30 protein-coding genes are annotated in these 23,852 nt (G+C 65.1%); 12 read left to right on the top strand and 18 right to left on the bottom strand.

The window, feature by feature from the left end; translation table 11 throughout:
• Positions 1–6 precede the first annotated feature (6 nt).
• Both ACVMIM_RS17990 and ACVMIM_RS17985 read right to left on the bottom strand, forming a co-directional pair.
• Complete coding sequence (locus ACVMIM_RS17990; protein WP_278050236.1) at positions 7–231, bottom strand: hypothetical protein; 225 nt, start codon at positions 229–231, stop codon at positions 7–9.
• Positions 232–519: 288 nt separating this feature from the next.
• Positions 520–699 (bottom strand): hypothetical protein, encoded by a 180-nt coding sequence (locus ACVMIM_RS17985; RefSeq protein ID WP_476117473.1) that lies wholly within the window; start codon positions 697–699, stop codon positions 520–522.
• On the opposite strand from ACVMIM_RS17985, the gene ACVMIM_RS17980 reads away from it, so the two are divergent.
• The 6 genes from ACVMIM_RS17980 (at position 673) to ACVMIM_RS17955 (ending at position 3,087) form a co-directional block, all read left to right on the top strand.
• The gene (locus ACVMIM_RS17980; RefSeq protein WP_157900456.1) at positions 673–774 is read left to right on the top strand and encodes a KGG domain-containing protein; all 102 of its coding nucleotides are present in this window, start codon (positions 673–675) and stop codon (positions 772–774) included. The two genes, ACVMIM_RS17985 and ACVMIM_RS17980, sit on opposite strands and share 27 nt — an antisense overlap.
• 78 nt (positions 775–852) lie before the next feature.
• Positions 853–1,374: a YciE/YciF ferroxidase family protein gene (locus ACVMIM_RS17975; protein WP_041002661.1), complete on the top strand. Its 522-nt coding sequence runs from the start codon at positions 853–855 to the stop codon at positions 1,372–1,374.
• Positions 1,375–1,597: 223 nt separating this feature from the next.
• Positions 1,598–2,089, top strand: a complete 492-nt coding sequence (locus tag ACVMIM_RS17970; protein WP_476113615.1) for a hypothetical protein — start codon at positions 1,598–1,600, stop codon at positions 2,087–2,089.
• Between the two features lie 197 nt (positions 2,090–2,286).
• The gene (locus ACVMIM_RS17965; RefSeq protein ID WP_476113614.1) at positions 2,287–2,496 is read left to right on the top strand and encodes a hypothetical protein; all 210 of its coding nucleotides are present in this window, start codon (positions 2,287–2,289) and stop codon (positions 2,494–2,496) included.
• Between the two features lie 29 nt (positions 2,497–2,525).
• A complete protein-coding gene (locus ACVMIM_RS17960; protein WP_041001324.1) occupies positions 2,526–2,723 on the top strand; it encodes a hypothetical protein in 198 nt (65 codons plus the stop codon).
• Positions 2,724–2,766: 43 nt separating this feature from the next.
• Complete coding sequence (locus ACVMIM_RS17955) at positions 2,767–3,087, top strand: plasmid stabilization protein (RefSeq protein WP_140752066.1); 321 nt, start codon at positions 2,767–2,769, stop codon at positions 3,085–3,087.
• A gap of 163 nt (positions 3,088–3,250) precedes the next feature.
• Here the strand turns inward: ACVMIM_RS17955 and ACVMIM_RS17950 are convergent, their stop codons facing one another.
• Complete coding sequence (locus ACVMIM_RS17950; RefSeq protein WP_476113612.1) at positions 3,251–3,709, bottom strand: Lrp/AsnC family transcriptional regulator; 459 nt, start codon at positions 3,707–3,709, stop codon at positions 3,251–3,253.
• A gap of 169 nt (positions 3,710–3,878) precedes the next feature.
• Here ACVMIM_RS17950 and ACVMIM_RS17945 point away from each other — a divergent pair, with 169 nt between their 5' ends.
• Both ACVMIM_RS17945 and ACVMIM_RS17940 read left to right on the top strand, forming a co-directional pair.
• Positions 3,879–4,619 carry an AzlC family ABC transporter permease gene (locus ACVMIM_RS17945; protein ID WP_476113610.1) on the top strand — a complete coding sequence of 247 codons (741 nt, stop codon included), beginning with the start codon at positions 3,879–3,881 and terminating at the stop codon, positions 4,617–4,619.
• Complete coding sequence (locus ACVMIM_RS17940) at positions 4,616–4,915, top strand: AzlD family protein (protein ID WP_476113608.1); 300 nt, start codon at positions 4,616–4,618, stop codon at positions 4,913–4,915. Before ACVMIM_RS17945 ends, ACVMIM_RS17940 begins: the two co-directional genes overlap by 4 nt.
• A gap of 45 nt (positions 4,916–4,960) precedes the next feature.
• Here ACVMIM_RS17940 and ACVMIM_RS17935 read toward each other — a convergent pair whose 3' ends face one another.
• The 5 genes from ACVMIM_RS17935 to ACVMIM_RS17915 all read right to left on the bottom strand — a co-directional run bounded on the left by ACVMIM_RS17935 (position 4,961) and on the right by ACVMIM_RS17915 (position 12,252).
• Entirely contained in the window at positions 4,961–7,057 is a 2,097-nt protein-coding gene (locus tag ACVMIM_RS17935; protein ID WP_476113607.1) for an EAL domain-containing protein, read from the bottom strand.
• A 132-nt stretch (positions 7,058–7,189) separates the two neighbouring features.
• The gene (locus ACVMIM_RS17930) at positions 7,190–8,347 is read right to left on the bottom strand and encodes a M20 aminoacylase family protein (RefSeq protein WP_476113605.1); all 1,158 of its coding nucleotides are present in this window, start codon (positions 8,345–8,347) and stop codon (positions 7,190–7,192) included.
• Positions 8,348–8,416: 69 nt separating this feature from the next.
• Positions 8,417–9,613, bottom strand: coding sequence for a diaminopropionate ammonia-lyase (locus ACVMIM_RS17925; protein WP_476113603.1), 1,197 nt, complete (start codon positions 9,611–9,613; stop codon positions 8,417–8,419).
• Positions 9,614–9,778: 165 nt separating this feature from the next.
• Positions 9,779–11,053 carry an allantoate amidohydrolase gene (locus ACVMIM_RS17920; protein WP_476113601.1) on the bottom strand — a complete coding sequence of 425 codons (1,275 nt, stop codon included), beginning with the start codon at positions 11,051–11,053 and terminating at the stop codon, positions 9,779–9,781.
• Positions 11,050–12,252, bottom strand: coding sequence for a diaminopropionate ammonia-lyase (locus ACVMIM_RS17915; protein WP_476113600.1), 1,203 nt, complete (start codon positions 12,250–12,252; stop codon positions 11,050–11,052). The genes ACVMIM_RS17920 and ACVMIM_RS17915 overlap by 4 nt, the downstream gene beginning before the upstream one ends.
• Before the next feature lie 110 nt (positions 12,253–12,362).
• Between ACVMIM_RS17915 and ACVMIM_RS17910 the strand changes: the two genes are divergently transcribed.
• A complete protein-coding gene (locus ACVMIM_RS17910; protein ID WP_476113599.1) occupies positions 12,363–12,836 on the top strand; it encodes an Lrp/AsnC family transcriptional regulator in 474 nt (157 codons plus the stop codon).
• Between the two features lie 112 nt (positions 12,837–12,948).
• On the opposite strand, the gene ACVMIM_RS17905 is transcribed toward ACVMIM_RS17910, so the two are convergent.
• The 6 genes from ACVMIM_RS17905 to ACVMIM_RS17880 all read right to left on the bottom strand — a co-directional run bounded on the left by ACVMIM_RS17905 (position 12,949) and on the right by ACVMIM_RS17880 (position 18,553).
• Complete coding sequence (locus ACVMIM_RS17905) at positions 12,949–13,911, bottom strand: branched-chain amino acid ABC transporter permease (protein WP_278050228.1); 963 nt, start codon at positions 13,909–13,911, stop codon at positions 12,949–12,951.
• A gap of 1 nt (position 13,912) precedes the next feature.
• Positions 13,913–14,800 carry a branched-chain amino acid ABC transporter permease gene (locus ACVMIM_RS17900; protein WP_476113597.1) on the bottom strand — a complete coding sequence of 296 codons (888 nt, stop codon included), beginning with the start codon at positions 14,798–14,800 and terminating at the stop codon, positions 13,913–13,915.
• A gap of 7 nt (positions 14,801–14,807) precedes the next feature.
• Entirely contained in the window at positions 14,808–15,512 is a 705-nt protein-coding gene (locus tag ACVMIM_RS17895) for an ABC transporter ATP-binding protein (RefSeq protein ID WP_476113596.1), read from the bottom strand.
• The gene (locus ACVMIM_RS17890; protein WP_476117284.1) at positions 15,505–16,305 is read right to left on the bottom strand and encodes an ABC transporter ATP-binding protein; all 801 of its coding nucleotides are present in this window, start codon (positions 16,303–16,305) and stop codon (positions 15,505–15,507) included. Before ACVMIM_RS17890 ends, ACVMIM_RS17895 begins: the two co-directional genes overlap by 8 nt.
• The gene (locus ACVMIM_RS17885; RefSeq protein ID WP_476113594.1) at positions 16,302–17,510 is read right to left on the bottom strand and encodes an ABC transporter substrate-binding protein; all 1,209 of its coding nucleotides are present in this window, start codon (positions 17,508–17,510) and stop codon (positions 16,302–16,304) included. Before ACVMIM_RS17885 ends, ACVMIM_RS17890 begins: the two co-directional genes overlap by 4 nt.
• A gap of 335 nt (positions 17,511–17,845) precedes the next feature.
• Positions 17,846–18,553, bottom strand: a complete 708-nt coding sequence (locus ACVMIM_RS17880; RefSeq protein ID WP_476113593.1) for an SDR family NAD(P)-dependent oxidoreductase — start codon at positions 18,551–18,553, stop codon at positions 17,846–17,848.
• Between the two features lie 351 nt (positions 18,554–18,904).
• On the opposite strand from ACVMIM_RS17880, the gene ACVMIM_RS17875 reads away from it, so the two are divergent.
• Entirely contained in the window at positions 18,905–19,216 is a 312-nt protein-coding gene (locus tag ACVMIM_RS17875; RefSeq protein WP_476113592.1) for a hypothetical protein, read from the top strand.
• Between the two features lie 186 nt (positions 19,217–19,402).
• Here the strand turns inward: ACVMIM_RS17875 and ACVMIM_RS17870 are convergent, their stop codons facing one another.
• Entirely contained in the window at positions 19,403–19,999 is a 597-nt protein-coding gene (locus ACVMIM_RS17870; RefSeq protein WP_041001356.1) for a YdeI/OmpD-associated family protein, read from the bottom strand.
• Positions 20,000–20,012: 13 nt separating this feature from the next.
• Positions 20,013–20,189, bottom strand: coding sequence for a hypothetical protein (locus tag ACVMIM_RS17865; RefSeq protein ID WP_476113591.1), 177 nt, complete (start codon positions 20,187–20,189; stop codon positions 20,013–20,015).
• Here ACVMIM_RS17865 and ACVMIM_RS17860 point away from each other — a divergent pair.
• A complete protein-coding gene (locus ACVMIM_RS17860) occupies positions 20,188–20,910 on the top strand; it encodes an SDR family oxidoreductase (RefSeq protein ID WP_476113590.1) in 723 nt (240 codons plus the stop codon). The genes ACVMIM_RS17865 and ACVMIM_RS17860 overlap by 2 nt on opposite strands.
• Here the strand turns inward: ACVMIM_RS17860 and ACVMIM_RS17855 are convergent.
• A complete protein-coding gene (locus tag ACVMIM_RS17855; RefSeq protein ID WP_476113588.1) occupies positions 20,861–21,814 on the bottom strand; it encodes a LysR family transcriptional regulator in 954 nt (317 codons plus the stop codon). The two genes, ACVMIM_RS17860 and ACVMIM_RS17855, sit on opposite strands and share 50 nt — an antisense overlap.
• Positions 21,815–21,827: 13 nt before the next feature.
• On the bottom strand, positions 21,828–22,730 hold the full coding sequence (locus ACVMIM_RS17850) for a S1C family serine protease (RefSeq protein ID WP_041002667.1): 903 nt from the start codon (positions 22,728–22,730) through the stop codon (positions 21,828–21,830).
• 214 nt (positions 22,731–22,944) lie between these two features.
• Between ACVMIM_RS17850 and yghU the strand changes: the two genes are divergently transcribed.
• The gene (yghU, locus tag ACVMIM_RS17845) at positions 22,945–23,814 is read left to right on the top strand and encodes a glutathione-dependent disulfide-bond oxidoreductase (RefSeq protein WP_476113587.1); all 870 of its coding nucleotides are present in this window, start codon (positions 22,945–22,947) and stop codon (positions 23,812–23,814) included.
• Positions 23,815–23,852: the final 38 nt, after the last annotated feature.

The raw sequence follows: 23,852 nt of genomic DNA, 5'->3' as shown, positions 1-23,852 counted from the left end.
GCCGATTCAGGCTAGCAGCAAACAAAGCAGCGGCAAGGCCGCCAGGCCGACCGCCATTGCAATGAGCGTAGCGTGGCCGAGACGCTCCGCGCGCCTGGCAATGTCGGCGACCTCATCCTCGTCGTTGATGAGATCGAGGAAGGAAAGATCGGCACGGGTGGCGCGCTGGTTGTCATTGGCAGGCAGGCTTTCGGTGTCCTGCCGGGTGGGCTTTGCAGAGATATAGGTCAAAACGTCGTCTCGCTCCGAAGCCGGTTAAGCGGCCTTGTTGTTCATGAATATTGGTGCCCGCCGAAATTGCGCGGGGGGCGATCGGCGGGCACCAGGGCGGCCGGCGATGGAGGGGGCTTTTCTCGACGGCCGCTCCCCAATTCTCAAAGAGCGGATTGGTTGCACAAGCCGGCCCAATGCTTCGGCTAAGTCGGACTTCAGTCGTATCCGGTCACGAAATGTTTCAGCCGGAACATAGCCATTCCCCGCCTGTTCCTTTTACTCAAGGATGCCGAACGCGTCCTTGAATCACCCTGAAGAAGAATCCGAACCAACGGAGAATTCGATATGCCCAATCAAGGCGGAAGCCACGAACAGCACGTCAAGGCTGGCCAGCAGAGCCACAAGAATCGCGACGATCAGCATCGCGGCAGCGGGCAACAGCAAGCTGAGGACCGCAACATGGATCAGCGGGGCGCCGGTCAGCATAGAGGCGGAAGCGGCAACTTCGCCGAAGACCGCCAGCGTGCCTCGGAAGCCGGCCGCAAGGGTGGCCAGCGCTGAGTGAAAAAGGTGGCGTCGGTGCTCTGCACCGCGCCGCCCTCGTTTTGGAGTTGCACCTTTCAAATCATGGAGAAATCGATGGCGACGAAGCGTTCGTCCGAAGCCTCGAACGGCCTGGAAAGCCTGTTCGTGGACGGCCTCAAAGACATTTACTATGCGGAAAAGAAAATCCTGAAGACGCTGCCGAAAATGGCCAAAGCCGCGTCAGCGGAAGAAGTAAGCGCGGCTTTCGAGAAGCATCGCGTCGAGACGGAAGGCCATGTCGACCGACTCGAGAAGGTTTTCGAAATCCTCGGCAAACCTGCGCGCGGCAAGACCTGTCCGGCGATCGACGGCATTATCGAAGAAGGTTCGGAGATCCTCGAGGAATATAAAAATGAGCCGGCTCTCGATGCCGGCCTTGTAGCGGCTGCCCAGTCGGTCGAGCACTACGAGATCGCGCGCTACGGCACGCTGATCGCCTGGGCAGAGCAACTCGGCCTGAAGGAAGCGCTGCCGTTGCTGCGCGACACGCTCAAGGAAGAGTCCGCAACGGACGAAGCACTTACCAAGCTGGGTGAAAGCGGGGCCAACAAGCGAGCGTTGCAGGCGGCCGCATAGAAGGCGCTGAGGCCAGGGCTTCGGTTTGCTGCCATGGCCTGATGAAGCGGCCCCGGTTCAAAGCCGGGGCCGTAAGGCTGGGGTCGGCGCCGGTCGCTGGGCGTGGTTGTCGGAACTTGAACCGCTATCCGCCGATGGCGCATGGAACCAGTTCGGCTCCTCCCGGTTGCTTAGATGCCGTCGCCGCAGAACGCCGGCATTTGAAGGAGGGCAGCTGATGTCTATGCATACGCTTCATCCTGAGCGGGTCGATGAGACCCGCCTGAAGGCCTATTCGGCTTTTGCGCCAATCCTTATCAATGCGCTCGCACAGAAACTCGCCCGTCGACAAGGAATGAAGGATCTGGACAGACTCGAGGCGTCGTTGATCCGGCTGGTCGAGGAGACCGACATCGCCGCGCCGGATTCGGAAGCGATGAGGGAGTTCGCCGTCGAGCTTGTCGTGTCCACGCTGCGCAACGTGCGTGAGCACCCTGACGCCAAGCAGGATCTGGAAGAAATCGATAACCGTCGTGCCGAAGGGCGGTCGGAAGATCCGGATACGCTGGAAGAGCAGTTGCAGTCCGGACTCGAGGACAGTTTTCCGGCCAGCGATCCGCCGGCTGTCGTTTCGACAGCGATCACCGGCGGCGCGAAGGACATCGTCGGCACCGACGAGGTGTTGCGCCGCAAGAAGGAAGCTTCCGCGCGCCGCCAGGAAAAGCAGGAAACCTGATCGCCGGAGTGATGCCGTGCCATCCGAGCAAGGCGGCGGCCTGGTCACGAAAGTCGAGCAGAAGCTGACGGGCTGACGGCGAGCCTGGCGCACTCGCGCCGGAGCCTGCCGATACTTAAGATGGCCAGCCAAACTCGCGAACGAAAAGGAACCAGCCTCGCCGCGAAGGGTTGGTTCAGTATCGGAAGGACAAAACCATGCAGAAAAGCGAACTTCCCAACCGACCAGGCGCAGCAGGAACTCGGTCAGGTAACCTGCCGACCAAGGGCGGCGACGATCCCGATGTACGTTTCCTGGCGGAGAACACCGATCTGTCGCCGAAGCAGGCGCGCGAGCTGATCCGCGAGCACGGGCATGACCGCGACAAGCTCTTGAAGATCGCCCGAACCATGAAAGCGGAGGGCTGACCGCCCCGAGAAAGAAGCGAGGTTGAGAGATGAGCAATTCACCGAACACAGGACGTCCCGGAACCTCCGATCAATGGCCGCGCTGGGAAGGCCCGAAGGCCAACAAGCCGCGCGGCTACCTGCCGGCCAAGGACGATCCCGACGAGGATCGTGACGCCGCCGGCGAGAACAACAAGGATCCGGAACGGTCCGACCTTGGCGACGTCGCCAAGAAAAAGGGTTCCTGAGGCCGGTCTGCGGCTTCACTCAGCGCAACAAAGGAGCAAGACAATGCCACGCGGAGACAAATCGAAATACACCGACAAACAGGAGCGCAAGGCGGACCATATCGCCGAAGGCTATGAGAAGCGCGGCGTCTCCGAGAAGGAAGCAGAGCGGCGTGCCTGGGCGACGGTCAACAAGGATGACGGCGGCGGCAAGAAGGAAGGCGGCTCGGGCCGCGGCAAGCACACCGGCCATCCGGCGGCGCACAAGGGCGGCAAGGCTGGCGGGAAGGCGTCGGGCGAGCGATCCGCGGCCGCGCGTTCGGCGTCGGCCAAGAAGGCGGCTGCAACGCGCAAGAGGAATGCGGAGCACCACGCGCACCATTGACGGTGTCCCCCTTCTCCCCTTGCGTGAGAAGGTGGATCGGCGCGCAGCGCCGAGACGGATGAGGGGTGTTCCAGCGAAGTGAGACGTCGGCTTTCCCAGGAGCACCCCTCATCCGTCGCCTTCGGCGACACCTTCTCCCACAAGGAGAGAAGGAAGAAGGCCTCTACAGCGGCATTTCCGACGTCTGCTTGATCGTCTGGCTGGGGACGTCCGTCTTGACGTTCTGCACGCCCTTGATCCGGCTCAGATGCTCCGACTGGAAGCGGCGGTAGTCGTCGATGCCTGCCGCCACGATGCGCACCATGGCATCGCAATCGCCCAGCATCAGATAGCACTCCATCACTTCCGGGAATTTCGCCACCTCAGCGGCGAAATGCTCGATCGTGTCCTCGTCCTGCTGCTTCAGCCAGATGCGGGTGAAGAAGGTCTGGCCGCGGCCGATCTTGGCCGGGTTGAGCATCGCGACATAACGGTCGATGACGCCTGCCTCCTCCAGCAGTTTCACGCGCCGCAGGCAAGGCGACGGCGAGAGGCCGACTTCCCTGGCAAGGTCGTTGTTGGCCATGCGCCCGTCGCGCTGCAGCGCGCGCAGGATGCGCTTGTCGATCTCATCGAGCTTCATGGTTCAGAATTCCAATCTTTTGCCTGAATGCGCTACCCGATGCCAAATCTTGGCAAAAACGACGCATCTTCGCAACCCGATTGCCCGGCGTTTCGGCTATTGTTCGGCGATCGACAACCCACAACCGACCGGGAGAATGGCGGCCGCGAGGCCGGCCAAAGGCAAAGCTATGAGCGTTTCCGACATCGCCCTCGCCGGGGAGCAAACCAGCAACGGCCGCGGCGCCGAGTTCCGGCGCGGGCTTGCCGCCTCGACGCCGGTGCTGCTCGGCATCATCCCCTACGCGCTGGTGCTGGGCGCGCAGGCCGCGCAGAAAGGCCTCTCTGTCATCGAGGTGCCGCTGATGACCGGCCTCAACTTCGCCGGCGGCTCCGAATTCGCCGCTATCCAGCTCTGGGCCTCGCCGCCGCATATCCTTCTGATTGCTGGCATCACCCTGCTGGTCAACAGCCGGCATTTCCTGATGGGCGCCGCCCTCGCGCCGTTCATCAAGCACCTGCCGAAGCGACAGGTCTTTCCGGCGCTGTTTTTGATGTGCGACGAGAGCTGGGCGGTTGGCCTGGCAGACGCCCAACGCCGCGCTGCCGCCGGGCTGCCGCTAGCCTTCAGCCTGCCCTTTTATCTGGGCGCCGGCCTGCCCTTCTATCTCGCCTGGGTGGCGTTTACGACGTGCGGCGCGGCGCTCGGCCCGGTGCTCGGCGATGTCGGGAAATACGGCTTCGCGATGGCCTTCCCGGCCGTCTTCCTCGTGCTGCTGCGCGGCATGTGGAAGGGCTTTGCCGCACGGCCCTGGCTGGTCAGCCTGGCGGTGGCCGCGCTCACCTATCTCGTCGTGCCCGGCGCCTGGTATGTGGCGGCCGGCGCGCTGTCCGGCCTTGTGGCCGCCTGGATTCTGGCAGGTAACAAATGATCGATCCGATGACCGTGCTCGCCATCCTGGCAATGGCCGGCGTGACCTACCTCACCCGCATCGGCGGCTATGTGGTGCTGAGGAACAGGGCGCTCAGCCCGCGCGCCATGGCGGTGATGGAAGCCGCCCCCGGCTGCGTGCTGATCTCCGTGATCGCGCCGGACTTCGTCTCGAAGAACCCGGCCGACCTCGCGGCGCTGGCCATAACCATGCTCGCCGCGACAAGGCTGTCGATGCTGCCGACGGTGGTGATCGGGGTTGGCTCGGCGGGCATACTGAGGTGGCTGATCGGCTAAGCAATCTCTCCTCTTGTGGGACGCCTTGATGAAGGAGATTGGCGGTCAGCCAAACCGCTTTCCTGCAATCCCGCCCGTCGCCCTCGCCACGATCGCTTCCAGCGGCTCGGGCCGGTGCAGGAAATAGCCCTGGCCATAGGCGACGCCCATGCCCATGAGGATCTCCAACGCGTTCTTCTCCTCGATCTTCTCGGCCACCACGGCGGCGCCCATCGAGCGGGCGATACCGGTGATCGCCGAGACGATCTCGCGGTCGAAGCGACTCTCGGCGATGTGCTCGACGAAGGAGCCGTCGATCTTGATGGCATCGATGGGGAAGCGCCTGAGATATTCGAAAGAGCTCATGCCGGCGCCGAAGTCGTCGAGACTGACGCGGCAATGGCGTTCACGCGCCCGGCGCACAAATGCTTCGGCCGCGTCAAAATTGGTGACGGCGGCGGTCTCGGTGATCTCGAAGCCGACGGCCGACGGCGGGGCGCCGCTCTCGGCGATGGCCTCGTCGACGAAATCCCAGAGCCGCGGGTCGGAAAGCGTCTGCGCCGACAGGTTGAAGTCGAGCGAGACGGCGCCGGCGCGCATCGCCTCGCCATGGCGTGTCAGCGCGGTGCGGATGATCCAGCGGTCGAGCCGCGCCGCAAGGCCGAAGCGTTCGGCGACCGGCATGAAATCGCCGGGCGGGATCATGCTGCCGGTTCGGGCCTCGAGCCTGGCCAGCACTTCGACATGACGGCTGTCTTCCCAAGGCTGTCCGAGCCGGTGGATTTCCTGGCCGAACAGCTTCAGCCGGCCGTCCTCCATCGCATCGACCACGTCGGCCGCCAGCCGCGCGGCGTTGAGGCCGCCGGCGCCTGCCGTCGTCTCCGGCGAGAACACGGCGAAACGGTCGCGTCCGCCGGCCTTGGCGGCGTAGCAGGCATCGTCGGCGCAGGCGAGCGCATCGGCCACGCTCATGTTGCGGTCGCGCACGAAAGCGATGCCGATGCTGGCGGCAAGCCTGCGCGAGCTGACGGCCGGGCCGAGATCGGCATCGCGCACGGCGGCAAGCACGGCGCGGGCAATCTGCTCGGCACAGGCGTCTTTGCAGTTCGGCACCATCAGTGCGAACTCGTCGCCGCCGAGCCGCGCCGCATGCGCCGAGGCGGGCAGGCTGGCGAGGATGCCTGCGGCGACGCTCTTCAGCGCCAGGTCGCCGGCGGCATGGCCGGCATAGTCGTTGAGCGCCTTGAAATAGTCGAGATCGACATAGAACACCGCGAGCGGCAGGCGCTCTGCCAGGGCGATGTTCTCGGCAAGCAACCGGTCAAATGCCGAGCGATTGAGCAGCCCGGTCAGCGCATCGTGACACGCGGCGAAGGCAAGTCCCTCGGCACGTTGCTTCTCCTCGGTGACGTCGCGCACGGTGCCGAGTATCTGACCGGCCGAACCGACATCGGCGATGAAGCGCACCAGCGACTCAATGTGGCGGATCTCGCCGTCGCGCCTGATGATGCGATACTGCGAGGCCGTGACTCCCTGCGAGTCCGGGGGCGGCAGGTGAGCCCGCTCCGTGGCCTCCTTGTCGTCCGGATGAAGGTAGGTGTGCCAGAGGCCGGCGGTGACCTCGTCGGTATCGCTCACCAGCCCGAATATCTCGCGCGTGCGGGCATCCCAGTAGCTCTTTTGGGTGCCAATATCGAAGTGCCAGATGCCGGTGCCGCTGGCCGCGAGCGCCAAGCGGAAGCGGATATTGACCTGCTCGAGCGCCGCCTCGGCCTCTTTCTGCCGGGTGATGTCGGTCTGCACGCCCATCAGCCTGAGCGGCTTGCCGTCCGCGTCGCGCTCGACAATGCCGCCGCGATCGAGCACCCAGACCCAGTGGCCGTCCTTATGGCGCAGGCGAAGCTCCGTCTCGATGGAATCGACGAGACCCGCAATATGCCGGTCGCCGCTTTCCTGCGCGCGCTGGCGGTCGTCGGGATGGGTAAGTTTCAGCCACAGATCGGGCGTGTTGGCGAGTTCGCCCGCTTCATAGCCCAGCATCTTCGACCAGGTCGGCGAATAGTAACAATCGCCGGCCGACAGATTCCAGTCCCAAAGGCCCAGATGAGCGCGGTCAAGCGCTAGCGCCCAGAAACTGCCGTTGCGTTTTTCGTCGTCCGCCATTCTTTGTTCTTGCCGTCCTGCCCCGGCAATACTGCATGAAAGCAGAGAAAAAAGAGTTACCGGGTCGGAGCTGCTGATGCCCCCAGTTGAGAGGAGATCAGCGCTCGACCGCCTTCGCCAACAGCCGACGTTCTAGCCCACCGCCAGCCTTCGCCGCACCACTGCCGCATGAAACCGTGCGCCGTGCAGCAGGCCGTCGTCATTGAAATCATAGGCAGGGTTATGCAGCGGTGCGGTGGCGCCATTGCCCATGAAGACGAAGCAACCGGGCACGTGGGTCAGGAACCGGGCGAAATCCTCCGAAGCGGTCATGGGCTCGGCCGCGACGCGGACAGCGTCGTCGGCCAACACCGTCCTGGCCGCCGCAAGCGCCTCATCCACCAATGCCGCGTCGTTGATCAACGGCACGAACTCGCGGGTGTAAGTGACTTCAGCCGCAACGTTATAGGCCTGAGCCGTGCCCTCGGCGATGCGGCGCATTTCCTGTTCGATCGCGGCGCTCACCTCGGGCCGGAAACTGCGGCAATCGCCAAGGATGCGCGCCAACCCCGGCAGTGCGTTGCGGGTGCCGTCGGTGACGAGCTCGGTCACCGAGACGACGGCGATATCGGCCGGGCTCAGGCGCCGCGAGACGATGGTCTGCAAGTTGACCACCACTGCGCAGGCGGCGACCAGCGTCTCCTGGCCGGCATGCGGCCGCGCCGCGTGGCCGCCGAGGCCTTTCAGCACGATCTCGAAATTGTCCTCGGCCGACATCACCGGACCGCTCCGGGTCTCGAAATGGCCGATCGGAAGACCCGGCATATTGTGCAGCCCAAAGATCTCCTCGAAGGGGAAGCGCTCGAGCAGCCCGTCGTCCAGCATGGCCAGCGCGCCCCTGCCCCATTCCTCGGCAGGCTGGAAGATGAAGCGCACCGTGCCGTCGAAGCCGCCCTCACCGGCAAGCAGCTTGGCCGCGCCGAGCAGCATCGAGGTGTGGCCGTCATGGCCGCAGGCATGCATGGTGCCGGGTGTTTGCGAGCGCCAGGCCTGCGTGCCTTGTTCGGCGATGCGCAGCGCGTCCATGTCGGCACGCAGCGCGATGGCGCGGTTGCCGCTGCCCCTGGTCAGCGTGCCGACGACACCGGTGCGGCCGACACCCTCCGCCACCTCCAGCCCAAACTCGCGCAGCTTTTGCGCGACGAAGGCCGCGGTGCGTTTTTCCTCGAAGCCGAACTCGGGATGGGCGTGGAGATCGCGCCGCCATGCCGCCATCTCGCGATGCAGTGCCTCAAGGTCGAGTTCAGCCATCGTCGCTCTCAAACATTTTCTCGATGCAATTCCGGACGGAAATCACGCGCCGACCTTCCTGGAATGCTCTCAGGCAGTCTGCAGGAAGACCTCTTCCGGCGCCATCCCGACCAGCTCGGCAAAGCGGCCATGGTCGGTCGCGCCCTCCGAGTTGACGACGAGCACGCGCGAATGCGTGTCGAGGCCGAGAGCCGCGCGCATATGCTTGTCGCCTGCGGCACGGACCAGCCCGGCGAGGCCTGCCCCGCCGCTCTCGCCGGAGACGATCGCCGGATCGTTGCCCAGGGGCCGCGCCAGCCGCTTCATCACCGCGACCGCGTCCTCCTCATCCACCGTCATGAAGGCATCGCCGACGCGCGCCAGAACGCGCCAGGCGACGAGAGAGGGATCGGCGCATTCGAGCATCGTCATCACGGTCGGCTGTTGATTTGAGATCGTGACCGGACGTCCGGCCTCGGCCGAAGCGTAGAGACACGCCGAGCGCCGCGGCTCGACCACCACGGATTTCGGCCGCCTGGACCCGAGCATGACAGCCATATGGCCGGCGATCGCCGCCGCGAAGCCGCCGACGCCGGCCTGCAGGAAGACATGCGTTGGCAGCTCGGCCATACGCCGCAGCGTCTCGCGCACGATCACCGTATAACCCTGCATGACCAGTCCGGGGACGCGCTCATAGCCAAGCCAGGACGTGTTGGAGATGATCTTCCAGCCGCGCTCGGCGCCGACACGGGCGACTTCGCGCACCGCATGGTCGTAACCGCCCTCGACCTCGACGATCTCGGCGCCGAAGCGGGCGATAGCCGCAACGCGCTCGGCACTGACACCGGCATGGACGAAGATCACCGAACGCGCGCCGACGAGGCTGGCGCCCTGCGCCACGGAGCGGCCATGGTTGCCGTCGGTGGCGCAGACGAAGATCATGCCGGAGGCGATCTCGCGCACTCTCGGCTCGCCGATCTCCGAAATATCGACATCGCGGCCAAGGCGCTTGCCGGCCTCCTCCAGCACCAGCCGCATGACGGCGTAGGCGCCGCCCAGCGCCTTGAAGCTGCCAAGGCCAAGACGCTGGCCTTCATCCTTGACATGAAGCGCCGAGATGCCGAGCTCGTCGGCCAGCGCCGGCAAGGCGTGCAGCGGCGTCTCGGCATGGTCGCGGCGCGCCTTGAGATAATGCTCGGCCCGCTCGCCCCCCGCCATGCCGAGCGAGTCGGCATCGGCGGCAACCAACGGCTGGTTGTGTTCGGGACGTTGGTTGAGAAGCAGCATGCTAGTCTACCTGCGAGGCACTGAACTCTGTTGGCGGGCGCGATTTCTGGCGCGATTCCGGGGCTTCAATTGGCTAAGTGATTGAAGTTTGTTTCGATTGGATGTCGCCGAACGTTCGCTTCGGGTCGTCCCGATACAGCCAGCATGACTATTTTTGGTGGTATTTCACCTCCGCGGCACGCCCATCTGCATTCCTCCCGCCATGCAATCGGCCGCCAGCCGGGCGGCGACGCCAAGCAGGATGTTGGCGCCGGCGACCAGTTCGTCGGGAGCGGTGAACTCGGCCGGGTTGTGGCTGATGCCGCCCCGGCTCGGCACGAAGATCATCGCCGACGGCGCGATGCGAGCGATCATCTGGGCGTCGTGGCCGGCGCCAGACGTCATGCGCCGGCACGAAAGACCGGCGGCTCTGGCGCCGTCCTCGATCAGCGAGACAATCCCGGCATCGAAGGTCACCGGCTCGAAACGCGCCAGGCTTTCCGCATGGACGGCGACACCAGCGCTTGCGGAAAGCTCGTCGAGGAAGGCAGCGAGCGCGGCCTCCTGTTCGCGAAGGTGGGTTTCGTTAGGATCGCGGAGATCGATGGTGAAGGTCGCCCGCGACGGGATGACGTTGATCGCGTTCGGCTCGAAGGCGATGGTGCCGACGGTCGCGACCGTGCGCGTCGACGAGGCGCCGACGCGGTCCGCGAGAAAGCCGATCACCCGGGCCGCGGCGACACCGGCATCCCGGCGCATCGACATCGGCGTGGTGCCGGCATGGTTGGCCTCGCCGTCGATGGTTATGCGCTGCCAGGAAATGCCCTGCAGGTTCTCGACCGCGCCGACGGCGATGCCCTCGCGCTCCAACACCGGCCCCTGCTCGACATGCAATTCGACATAGGCATGCGGCTTGAGAAAGCCGGGCTCGTGGCTGCCGGCATAGCCGATGCGCTCGAGCTCCTTGCCCAGCACCGTGCCGTCGGTGCCGACCGAGGCCAACGCTTCCCCGAGGTCCCGGCCGCCGGCAAAGACCAGCGAGCCCATCATGTCGGGCGAGAAGCGCACGCCTTCCTCGTTGGTGAAAGCAGCGACGACCGCCGGGCGCGCCGGCACGAAACCGGCCTCCTTCAGGCTCTCGATCGCTTCGAGGCCGGCAAGCACGCCATAGCAGCCGTCATAGATGCCGGCATCGATCACCGTGTCGATATGCGAGCCGAGCATGACCGGCGCCTGGCTTTCGTTGGCGCCTGTCTTCCAGATGCCGAAGATGTTGCCGATGCGGTCGATGGCGACCTCAAGCCCCGCCTCTTCCAGCCAGCCGACGAGGCGATCGCGGCCGAGCCTGTCCATGTCGGAGGCGGCGACGCGGACCAGCCTGCCCTGCGCGTCGCGGCCGATACCGCCGAGTTCCTGGATACGGCCCAGAAGCCGGTCGGCGTTGATCGTCAGATTGCTCATGCCGGCAGCCTTGCGTTTGCGACCTCGTCCGGCGCCATGCCGACCAACTCGGCATAGCGGCCGGGATCCGTCGCGCCTTCGGAATTGATGATCAGCACGCGAGAGTTCCCATCGAGGCCGAGCGCGGCCCGCATTTTCCTGTCGTCGGCGGCGCGGATCAGCCCGGCGAGCCCCGCCCCGCCGCTCTCTCCAGAGACGATCGCCGGGTCATTGCCCGACGGCCGCGCCAGGCGGTTCATCACCGAGACAGCATCTTCCTCGTCCACGGTCATGAAAGCATCGCCGATTCGCGACAAGACGCGCCAGGCGACCAGCGACGGCTCGTAGCATTCGAGCATCGCCATGACGGTCGGCTTGCTGTGCGCTATCGTGACCGGGCGTCCAGCCTTGGCCGTCTCATAGATACAGGCCGCCCGCGCCGGCTCGACTACGGTCACGGTCGGTCGATCCTCGCCAAGCATGATGGCGAGGTGACCGGCGACCGCCGCGGCGAAACCGCCGACGCCGGCCTGCAGGAAGACATGGGTAGGCGGCTCAGGCAAGCGCCTCAGCGCTTCGCGCACAATCACCGTATACCCCTGCATCACCAGCCCCGGGATGCGGTCGTAGCCCGGCCAGGACGTGTCGGAGACGACGGTCCAGCCGCGCTCTGCGGCAACACGGGCGGCTTCTCTGACCGACTGGTCGTAATCGCCGGCGACGCGCACCATCTCGGCGCCGAATCGGGCGATGGCCGTCACGCGTTCGTTGCTGACGCCCGAATGGACGAAGATGACTGAGCGAGCGCCGACCAGGCCGGCGCCCTGCGCCACCGAGCGTCCATGGTTGCCGTCGGTCGCGCAGGCGAAGGTCATTTGCGCGGCGATCGCCTTCACCTCAGGCTTGTGCAGTTCCTCGACCGCGACGGCGCGGCCGAGCCGCCTGCCTGCCTCCTCCAGCACGAGATGCATCACGGCATAGGCGCCGCCCAGCGCCTTGAAGCTACCGAGGCCGAGACGCTTGCCTTCGTCCTTGACGTGCAGCGTGCCGATGCCGAGTTCGCCCGCCAGCGCGGGTAAGGCATGAAGCGGCGTCTCGGCATGGTTGTCGCGCGCGGCAAGAAAGCGCTCGGCCTCCCCGGCGCCGGCCAGCCCAAGCGTCGCGGCGTCTTCCTCGATCAGCGGCTGGCGATGGTCGGGATGACTGTTGAGCAGGAACATGGATCGGCTTTTCTCCGTGTTTGACCTGCTGAAATTTATTGCAAGCCGGGCGAGAAAGGCGCTCTCTTTTGGTGCCTGAAATGCAAGTTTGTTTCGCCTGGAATGTTGCTATGCCTATTTCATCCGAACTCGACGCCTTCGACCGAGCCATCCTCGCGATCCTGCAGAAGGACAACACCACGCCGCAGCGCACGATCGGCGAGAGGGTCAACCTCTCGGCACCGGCCGTGCAGCGGCGCATCAAGCGTATGGAGGAAACCGGCGTCATCCGCGCCAATGTCGCGCTGGTCGACCCGGCCAAGGTCGGCCACCCGATTACCATCTTCGTCGAGGTGGAAGTGGAGAGCGAGCGCGCCGAGCTGATCGACGCCGCCAAGCGCGGCTTTGCCGAAGTGCCGGAAGTGCAGCAATGCTACTACGTCACCGGCGAGGCCGATTTCATCCTCGTCGTCACTGTGGCGACGATGGCCGATTACGAGGCGCTGACCAGACGGCTGTTCTTCGAGAACAACAACGTCAAAAGGTTTCGCACGTTCGTGGCGATGGACCGGGTGAAGGTGGGGCTGGAGGTGCCGGTGGGGTAAGGCTCTCACTGCATCCTTTGGCCGATGTCACGGCATGGATCCTCGGGGTCTACGCGTCCGCTTCGGTCCCGCTCCGTCTATAGATGACGAAGTTGAGAAGGCCCTCGCAAACTCAGCCCTTCAGCCCCAGCCACCGGGCGTAGATCTCCCCGACAATCCCGCGGCGGAAGATCAGCACGCAGACCATGAAGATGAGCCCGGTGGCGATCGTCACCGGGAAGCCGGAAGTGGCCAGCGTGTTCTCCAGGCCGACCACCAGGCCGGCGCCGACCACCGGGCCGACCATGGTGCCGATACCGCCGAGCAGCGTCATCAGGATCACCTCGCCCGACATTTGCCAGGTGACGTCGGTGAGCGTGGCGAACTGGAAGACGATCGCCTTCGTAGCTCCAGCAAGGCCGGCAAGGGCCGCCGACATGACGAAGGCTGCGAGCTTATAGCGGCCCACGGAATAGCCCAGCGAAATGGCGCGGTTCTCATTCTCCCTTATTGAGCGCAGGATCATGCCGAAGGGCGAGTTGACGATGCGCCAGACCGCGAAAACGCCGATCAGGAAGATCGCCAGCACGAAGAAGTACATGGTCATCGGCGCGTTGAGATCGACGACGCCGAAGAGATGCCCGCGCGGCACGCCCTGGATGCCATCCTCGCCCTCGGTGAAAGGCGCCTGCACGCAGAAGAAATAGAACATCTGCGCCAGCGCCAGCGTAATCATGGCGAAATAGATGCCCTGCCTTCGGATGGCGAGGAAACCCATGACGAGGCCCATGCCCGCAGCACCCGCGGTGCCGAGTAGAATGCCGGCCTCGGGCGGCCAGCCCCAGGCTTTCACCGCATAGGCGCAGAAATAGGCCGCGCCGCCGAAGAAGGCGGCATGGCCGAAGGAAAGCAGGCCGGTATAGCCGAGCAATAGGTTGAAGGCGCAAGCGAAGAGCGCGAAGCAAAGCATCTTCATCACGAAGATCGGGTAGATGACGAAGGGCGCCGCGACCAGCGCCGCGATGCCCAGCGCAACCAGCGCCCGTTCCAGCCTGACGGAGGTGGCGCGTTCCGCGTGAAGGGTCGCCTCGCTCATCTCAGGCGTCCCTCCCGAACAGACCGGCGGGCCGCAACAGAAGCACGATCGCCATGATGACGAAGACGACGAGGTTCGAGGCCTCGGGATAGAACACCTTGGTCAGGCCCTCGGCGAGGCCAAGCATATAGCCGGTGACGATGGCGCCGAGGATCGAGCCCATGCCGCCGACCACCACGACGGCGAAGACGACGATGATGAGGTCCGAGCCCATCAGCGGGCTGACCTGATAGACAGGCGCGGCGAGAATGCCGGCGAGGCCCGCAAGAGCCGCGCCCAACCCGTAGGTGAGCGTGAGCAAAAGCGGCACGTTGACGCCGAAGGCCTGCACCAGTTGCGGATTCTCGGTGGCGGCGCGCAGATATGAGCCGAGCCGGGTCTTCTCGATCAAAAGCCAGGTGCCGATGCACACGATGAGAGAGGCGACCACCACCCAGCCGCGATAATTGGGCAGGAACATGAAACCGAGATTGGTGCCGCCGGCGAGCAGTGTTGGCACGGCATAAGGGTTGCCGGAGACGCCGTAGTAATAGCGGAACACCCCTTCGATCACCAAGGCGAGGCCGAATGTGAAGAGCAGGCCGTAAAGCGGGTCGAGACGGTAGAGCCGCGACAAAGCAAGGCGCTCGACCAGCATGCCGAACAGGCCGACGATCAGTGGCACAAGGACAAGCGCCGGCCAGTAGCCGACGCCCATATGCACCAGCAGCAGGTAGCCAATGAAGGCGCCCAGCATATAGAGCGCGCCGTGGGCGAAGTTGATGATGCGCAAGAGGCCGAAAATGACGGCCAGCCCAAGGCTGAGCATGGCGTAGAACGAGCCGTTGATCAGGCCGACCAAAAGCTGGCCGAGCAGTGCCTGGACGGGGATGCCGAAGATCATGGTCATTGCGCCATCATACCCCCAGCACCTCGTGCAGCTTATCGGTGTGCGCTGAAAGCTGGCCGACCGGGAAGCCTTCCACCACCTTGCCGTGGTCCATCAGGTAGAAACGGTCGGCGATGCGGGCGGCGAAGCGGAAATTCTGCTCGACTAGGAGGATGGTCATACCGCGCTTCTTCAGCGTCGCCAGCAACTCGCCGATGCGCTGGACGATGACCGGTGCCAGCCCTTCCGTCGGCTCGTCGAGCAAAAGCATCTCGACGCCGGTCCTCAAGATGCGGGCGATCGCCAGCATCTGCTGCTCGCCACCCGATAGCTTCGTGCCCTGGCTGTTGCGGCGTTCCTTGAGGTTGGGGAAGAGCTCGAAGATCTCCTCCACGCTCATGCCGCCCTTGGCCACCACCGGCGGCAGGACGAGATTCTCGTCGACGGTCAGCGTCGCGAAAATGCCGCGCTCCTCCGGCACGAAGCCGACGCCCTGATGGGCGATGCGGTGAAGCGGCAGGCCGATCAGGTCCTTGCCGTTGAAGGTTACGGAGCCGGTGCGCTTGCGGATCAGTCCCATGATGGCGCGCAGCGTCGTCGTCTTGCCGACGCCATTGCGGCCGAGCAGCGTCACGGTCTCGCCGCGCATGACGTCGAGATTGACGCCGTGCAACGCATGGCCCTCACCATACCAGGCGTTCAGGTCGCGCACGGCAAGCAGCGGCTCACTCATGCTCCGTCCCCATGTAAGCGACGCGCACGCGCTCGTCACGGCTGACGGTGGCGTAGTCGCCGGCAGCCAGCACCTGGCCGCGCTGCATGACGGTGATCCAGTCGCAGAGGTCGGCGACAACGGTGAGATTGTGCTCGACCATCAGCACGGCGCGGTCCCTGGCCAGCGAGCGGATGATCCCGGAGATCATGCCGACATCCTCATGCCCCATCCCGGCCATCGGCTCGTCGAGCAGAAGCACTTTCGGGTCGAGTGCCAATGTCGTGGCTATCTCCAGCACGCGCTTGCGCCCATAGGAGAGATCGCCCGCCAGGCGATGCGCCGCGTCGTCGAGGCCGACGATGGCAAGCAGCTCCCGCGCCCTGGGCGTCAACTGTTCGAGCGCCGAGACCGGGCGCCAGAACTGGTAGCCCAGCCCGCTTGGGCGCTGCAGCGCCACGCGCACATTGTCGAGCACCGAGAGGTGCGGAAAGATCGCCGAAATCTGGAAGGAGCGGACGAGGCCCATGCGCGCCACTTTCGCCGGCGGCGTGCGGGTGATGTCGGTGCCGAGCAACTCGATCCTGCCGCTGGTCGGCTGCAGGAACTTGGTCAGCAGGTTGAAGATGGTCGTCTTGCCGGCGCCGTTCGGGCCGATGAGCGCATGGATCCTGGCGTGGTGGACATCGAGGTCGACATCCTTGACCGCGACGAAGCCGGCGAAGTCGCGCCGCAGACCGCGGGCGGAAAGCACCACCCGCGGCGTCTCATCGGTGCTGTCCTGGCGGACAGCGGTGGCGGTGTCGGGCGTCACTTGGTGACGAGCGGGCAACCGCTGTCCTCGGCCTTCATGAAGGCCTTGTCGCCGGGAATCGTCGCCAGATAAGTGTAGTAATCCCAGTCTTTCTTGGACTCTTCCGGCTTCTTGACCTGATAGAGATACATGTCGTGCACCATGGAGCCGTCGGCCTGCACCTTGCCATTGGCGGTGAAGACGTCGTTGACCGGCATCTCATGCAGCTCCTTGGCCACCGCCTCGGTCTCGTCGGTGCCAGCCTTGTCGATAGCCTTGAGATATTGCGTCACCGCCGAATAGGTGCCGGCCTGGATCATGTTGGGCATGCGGTTGGTGCGCTTGAAGAAGCGCTGGGCGAATTCGCGGCTCTTATCATCGCGGTCCCAGTAAAACCCTTCGGTCAGCACGACGCCCTGCGCCGCCTGCAGGCCGAGACCGTGCACTTCGGCCAGCGTGAACAGCAGCGCCGCCAGCCGCTGGCCGCCGGCGACGATGCCGAACTCGGCGGCCTGCTTGATCGAGTTGGACGTGTCGAGGCCGGCATTGGCGAGCCCGACGATCTTGGCGCCGGAGGACTGCGCCTGGAGCAGGAAGGACGAATAGTCGGTGGAGCCGAGCGGATAGCGCACCTCGCCCAGCACCTTGCCGCCGCTCGCCTCGACAAGCTTGGCGGTCTGGTCCTTCAGCGAATAGCCGAAGGCGTAGTCGACAGTGATGAAATACCAGCTGTCACCGCCCTGCTTGACCAGCTCGCCGCCCGTGCCGACGGCCTGCGAATGGGTGTCATAGGCCCAGTGGAAGCCGTAGGGCGAGCATTGCTTGCCGGTGAGGTCGGTGGCGGCAGCACCCGTGACGATGTCGATCTTCTTCTTTTCCTTGGAAAGCCCCTGGACGGCCAGGGCCACGGACGAGGTCGTGAGTTCCATGATCGCGTCGACCTGCTCGGTGTCGTACCACTGGCGCGCGATGTTGGAGGCGATGTCGGGCTTGTTCTGATGGTCGGCGCTGACGATCTCGATCGGCGCGCCCTGCACCTTGCCGCCGAAATCCTCAACCGCCATCTTGGCGGCCTCGACCGACCATTTGCCGCCGAAATCGGCGTAGACACCCGACTGGTCGTTCAAGATGCCGATCTTGACCTTGCCGTCGGAAATCTGGCCGGCCGCCGCCGGCATTGCGGTCGCCGCGAGCAGCGCGGCCGAGACGAGACAGGATGCTTTCACTGGTGGTTCCTCCCTGGTGGCCAGCCACAGGAAACGCGGCGGCCTCGCGATGGTTCAATGGTTGCGCCCGATATCTTGGAAAGTGCGGGTTTCGCGCCCGGTTGCCCTCCTCTGCTCGACCCTCTACCGCCCCGCATGCAGGAACCTAGCATCACATTTCGCGAGCCTGGAATGCTATTTTCGTAGCATGGCGCATAGGCAGGTGGTGTCACAGCAGCGTGACCGTTCGTCAGCCTTGAACACCAAGCGTCGCCCTCACCTCGCGGCCACTTGTTTTGCTGTCGAAGACATCGGAACGCTAGGCTTCGGACTGCGCGCCGACAATGACCGGCCGCTCACCACGGCAGCCCTTTGCCGTCGCGGAAAAAGCCGCCGGTCGGCCCATCGTCGGGCAAGGTCGCGGCCCAGACGATGCCGGCCGCTCCTTCCGCGACCGGCCGCCCGCCGGGACCGCCCATCTCGGTCGCGACCCAGCCGGGGCAGATCGAATTGACCAGGACGCCTGAGCCGCGCAGTTCCGCGGCCAGGATGCGGGTCAGCGCGTTGAGCGTCGCCTTGCTGGTCGAGTAGGCCGGCGCGCCGGCACCCATCGAAGCGAGCGAACCACCCTCCGACGAGACGTTGACCAGCCGGCCATGGCCGGAAGCGCCAAGCAGCGGCGCGAAGGCAGCGGCCACGCGCCAGGCGCCGAAGACATTGGTCTCGAAGGCCTCGCGGATCACCGTCCAGTCGGGCTTGAGCGCCCGCGCCGAAGGGTCGTAATGGATCGCCGCGTTGTTAACCAAAATATCGAGCCGACCGAACCGGCGTTCGACCTCTGCCGCGGCGCGGGCCGCCGCCTCGGGCGCGGCGACATCCAACTCGATGGCTTCGACCTTGCCGTGAAGCCGCTTCGCCGCCGCCTCGCCCTTGGCAAGATCACGCACGCCGATCAGCGCGGCGAAGCCGAGTTCGGCCAGTTGCCTTGCCGTCTCCAGGCCAATGCCACGGTTGCCGCCGGTGACGAGCGCCACCTTGCCGGAAGGATCTGTGTTGGTGGTCATTGTTCCTGCTCCTGTTCGGACGTCGACAGCAAGATGGCACCGATCGGATCGAATGATTAGGGCGCGGAACTCGCACGCATCGTGCGATTGGGCTCATGAAAAGCCTGCCCTAACCGGCCGGTGGATGGCCGCCTTCATCGCAAGCCGATGGCTGATCGCCACGGCGACTGTTGCCGGCCCGCACTTGCCCCGCGGCCATCCCTTTCCGCGGGGAGGAGCCGGACACGATCGGGAAACAAGATTCAACAGTGTGGAAAAACTCGCGAAAAGAGCTGCTGTCATAACGGTAAGCGGAGCAGCCGAACGACGCGGCGCGACAACAGACATCGATCCTCGAAAGGAATGCCGACTATGAAAAAGACCCTTCTTTCCGCACTCGGCCTTGCCGTCGCGCTCGCTTTCGCGGTGCCGGCCGCCAACGCCCAGACCACGACGACCACGGCTCCGGCGACGACCACGGCTCCGGCCGCGACCACCGCCGCTCCGGCGGCCGCCGAAACGGCAAAGCCCGCCGCCAATGGCCCGCACAAGAAGCTGAAGAAGCATCATCGCCGCCATAACGCCCGCAACCACCACGTTAGGAACCACCGCAAGCATCACGTGAAGAAGCATCACGTGCGCAAGCACCATGTGAAGAAGCATGTTGCGAAGAAGGCCGCGTAAGACCTGTCGCGTTTCATGACCGGATGATCCTGGACCGCTTGCAAAGGGTTCAGGATCATCGCTTCCCGAAAACGCCGCCCTCCCTTCCGGGCGGCGTTTTTGTTTGCGGTTCTAGTGCGGAATGATCTTTTCCGAAAGCCGGCGACCACTTTCGCTAGCCGCGGTCGTTCGGTTCGGGATCATGCCCTACTTCTTCTGCGGGTGGATCGTCTCGCCGCGCTTCAGCATCGCCACCAGATCGGCGATCTTTTTCTTGCGCCCTGCCTCGGTCTTCATGTTGTGGGTGCGGAAGGCGAGCGCGAAGCGGTTCTGCGCCGAAAGCTTCTCCAGCATTGCCTTCGCCTTCGGCTCGGCATCGATCGCGGCCTGCAGGTCGGGCGGGATGGTCATCTCCCTCGATCCGCCATAGGCGCGATCCCAGCGGCCATCAGCCTTGGCGGCCTCGACCTCGCGCAGGCCGTGCTCGGTCATGCGGCCCGCCTCAATCAGGCGCGCGACATTGTCGATGTTGATCTTGCTCCAGATGCTCTTTTTGCCGCGCGGCGTGTAGCGCTGCAGGAAGCTCTTGTCGTCGAGCGACTTCCGCACCGCATCGATCCAGCCGAAGCAGAGCACGACGTCGATCGCTTCCTTCGGCGTGATCGACGGTAGCCCCGAACCGACCTTGTGGATCTTGATCCAGACCTCGCTTTCGCCGGCGTGATTGTCGGCAAGCCAGGCATAGAAGCTTTCCGCATCGGGAAATTCACGCACCTTGTCTGGATCGACCTTGATCGGGGCCATCGTCACCTCGTGTTCATCGTACACCAATGTGGACGATTCCGCGGCGGTTGTAGCAACCGCTGGTGCCAGTTTCTGTCAGCAGGCGGTACATGCCATCGGACGCTCCGATACCATAATCGGTTTCTTCCGTTTCCGCTTCGCGCGGCAGCCTGCCAAAACCCCTGCCGATGCAGAGGAAGGGCGTGGACATGGACAAGCAAAAAATCCTGGTCGTCGGCGGCAGTTCGGGCATGGGGCTGGCGCTTGCCAGACGATGCCTCGAGGAAGGCGCGCACGTCATCATCGCCGGGCGCGGCGAAGCGAAGCTGAGCGCGGCGCGGGAAGCGCTCGGCCGCCGAGATACACTCGAAACGGCGGTGGCCGACATCAGCCGCGAGGATGAGGTCGCCGCACTGTTTCAGCGCATCGGCAGGGTCGATCATATCGTCAGCACGGCGGCCGACATAAAGGGCGCCTACCGGCTGTTGCCACAGATCGAGCTTCCAGCCGCGCAGCGTGTGGTGGAAAGCAAGTTCCATGGACCGCTGCTGCTCGCCAAGCATGGCGCGCCGATGCTGCCGCCGAGCGGCTCCCTCACCTTCGTCTCGGGCATCGCCGCCTATCGGCCAGCGGCGCGCGGCTCGGTCGTCGCGGCTGTCAACGCAGCGCTGGAAGGGCTGGTGCGGGCTCTGGCCGTCGAGCTGGCGCCGATCCGCGTCAACGCCGTCTCGCCAGGCTGGGTCGATACGCCGATCTGGGAGTTCGTCGCGGGCGACAGGAAGGCCGAGACCCTGGCCGCCATGGCGGAGCGATTGCCCGCGGGGCGGGTCGGAAGGCCCGAGGACATTGCCGACGCAATCCGCTTCCTGATCGGCAACGGCTTCACGACCGGAGAGACGCTGCATGTCGAGGGCGGGCACCGGCTGGTGTGACCGGCGCGAAGCCCTCCCCTATAGCAGTGAGCAGCGCTTTCAGCACCGGGGGCTGCACGCGCCGTCGACGCCAGGTCATTACGATGTCGGCCGAGCGGACCGAGCCCGGCCAGGCAAGCTCGGCGACTTCGCCGCGCTCGATCGCGGCGGCAACCGCCAGCCGCGGCACGAGGCCGAAGCCGGCGCCTGCCGCCACCAGCCCGGTGATGGCGTCGATGCTGCCGGCTTCGGCGGCCAAGCTTGGCTCGCCCAGGCCCGCTTCGGCGAACGCCTTTTCAACCATGGCACGGTAGACGCAGCCGGTCTCGGTGGCGACGAAATGCTTCTCGGCCAGCGCCGCCAAGTCGATATCGGTCCGGTTGTCGCCGGGCGGCGCGATGAGCGCCAGCGGCTCGGCCGCTACCACGCGCCTGGCAAAGCGCGGGTCCGGTGCGACGGCCTCCTCAAGTTCGGCGGGTCGCTCGAAGCAGAAAACGACGTCGATCTCGCCGTCGCCCAGCCGGCGCAGCAGCTCGCCACTGCCGGCCACCTTGAGCTTGATGTCGATACCGGCATGCTTGGCCCGGAAACGGGCGAGCCAGCCGGCAAGCCTTGCCGAGGCGATCGTCTCCAAGGCGCCGATCGACAGGCTGCCGGCCGTCCCGGCGCGGGTGAGATTTACGGCGGCCCGGGCATCGTCGGCAAGCGCCAGCAGGTCCTCGGCATAGGGCTTCAGCGCCTCGCCCGCCGGCGTCAGGTCAAGCCCCTGCCGCGAGCGGGTGAAGAGGTGCGCGCCCAGCTCGGTTTCCAGCGCCTGGATCTGGTCGCTGACGCTCGACTGCGCGAGATTGACCTCCTGTGCCGCGCGCGTGACGTTGTGCGTTCGCGCGACCGCCAGGAAGGTCTTCAGCAGCCTGGGATGCATCGGCGCTTCAGAGCTACTGCAGTTGCGGCTTCTTCAGGAAGGAATTGCGGTCGGCGGATTTGACGCGCAGCCAGGTTTCGCGGCCGTCGCGCACGACGCGCAGCGGGATTTCCGAGCCGGCCGGATTCTGCCAGAGCTTTCTGTAAAAATCCGCCAGACCGTCGACCTCGCCGTCGCGCACGTCGGAGATGATGTCGCCCTGACGCAGGCCCGCCTGGGCGGCCGGGCCGCCTTCGGCCACGCTCATCACCACCACCATGCCGTTCGACTCGGCCGAGAAGGCGCCGAGCCATGGGCGCGGCGCCTTGGCCGCCTGGCCGCGCTTGATGAGATCGTCGAGGATCGGCGTCAGAAGGTCGATCGGCACGACCATGTTGATGTCGGCGACCTCCCCGGCGCGGCTCATCTGCAGGCGCAGCGAGCCGACGCCAAGCAGCTTGCCGTCGCGGTCGAACAGCGCCGCACCGCCCCAGGACGGATGCGCGGGTGCCGTGAAGATCGCCTCGTCGATCAGATACTCCCAGTAGCCGGCGAATTCCTGCTTGGTGACGATGTGGGCATCGACCTGCTGGCCGATGCCGTCGGCGAGCGTCACGGCATCTCCGATATTGGCCTTCCTGGCGCTGCCGAACTGGACCGCCGGCAGTCCGAGCGGCGCCAGCGCCTGGACGAGGCCGAAGCCGGTCTCCTGGTCATAGGCCAGCGCATGAGCCGCGACCACGCGGCCGTCTTGGTCGGTCAGCCACACTTCCTCGGCCTCGGTGATGAGATAGCCGATGGTGAGCACAAGGCCATTGTCGCGGATCACCACGCCGCTGCCCTCACGGCGCGTACCCAGCGCATTGGCGGTGAAAGCGTCGTCCGGCACCATGGCGCGCACGGCAACGACGGAGCGCGAAATTTTCCCGATGGTCATCAATCCATCCTGCATTGCGGTCTTTGTCTATAAGTATGGCCGAAGGCGCGCGGCGCAAGGGCAGATCTTCCCTTGCCAAGCTGGCACAAGCACTAGTTCAACGAAGATTGAACTTTTTTCTTTGACGCGCGCGCGACCGCACCTAAGTCTATCGCCATCAGGAGACGTCGCAGCCCCCTGAATCCACAAGCTGAAATCCACAAGGCCTCCGCACATGGACGAATATATCCCGCCGAAAGTCTGGACCTGGAACAAGCCGAATGGCGGCGAGTTCGCCTCGATCAACCGGCCGATCGCGGGCCGGACGCATGAGAAGGAACTGCCGGTCGGCAAGCACCCGCTGCAGCTCTACTCGCTGGCCACGCCCAACGGTCAGAAAGTGACGATCATGCTGGAGGAGCTTCTGGCGCTCGGCCATAAGGGCGCGGAATACGATGCCTGGCTGATCAAGATCGGCGACGGCGACCAGTTCGGCAGCGGATTCGTCAAGGTCAACCCGAACTCGAAGATCCCGGCGCTGATGGACCACAGCGAGCCAAAGCCGGTGCGCGTGTTCGAGTCCGGCTCGATCCTCACCTATCTCGCCGAAAAATTCGGCGAATTCCTGCCGACCGAGCGCGCGGCGCGAGCTGAGACCTTTTCATGGCTGTTCTGGCAGATGGGTTCCGCGCCCTATCTCGGCGGCGGCTTCGGCCATTTCTACGCCTATGCGCCGCACAAGATCGAATACGCGATCGACCGCTTCGCCATGGAGACAAAGCGGCAGATGGATGTGCTCGACCGCAGGCTGGCGGAGAGCGAGTATCTCGCCGGCCCCGATTACACGATCGCCGACATTGCGGTGTGGCCCTGGTATGGAGGGCTCGCCAAGGGCCGCAGCTACAACAACGCCGCGGAGTTCCTGTCCGTGCACGAGTACAAGAATGTGCAGCGCTGGGCCGACGCGATCGACGCGCGGCCGGCGGTGAGCCGCGGGCGCATGGTCAACCGCATGTCCGGCGATCCGGCCTTCCAGCTGCGCGAACGCCACGACGCCAGCGACTTCGAGACGAAGACGCAGGATAAGCTCGAGGCGGCCGAGTGAGGTAATCTCGCCGGAAGATTTGGCGTCACCGGCGCCCC

The organism is Mesorhizobium sp. USDA 4413 (assembly GCF_056280365.1).
Note: the sequence above shows the minus strand (reverse complement) of the source record. Positions and strands in the feature narration are given on the sequence as shown.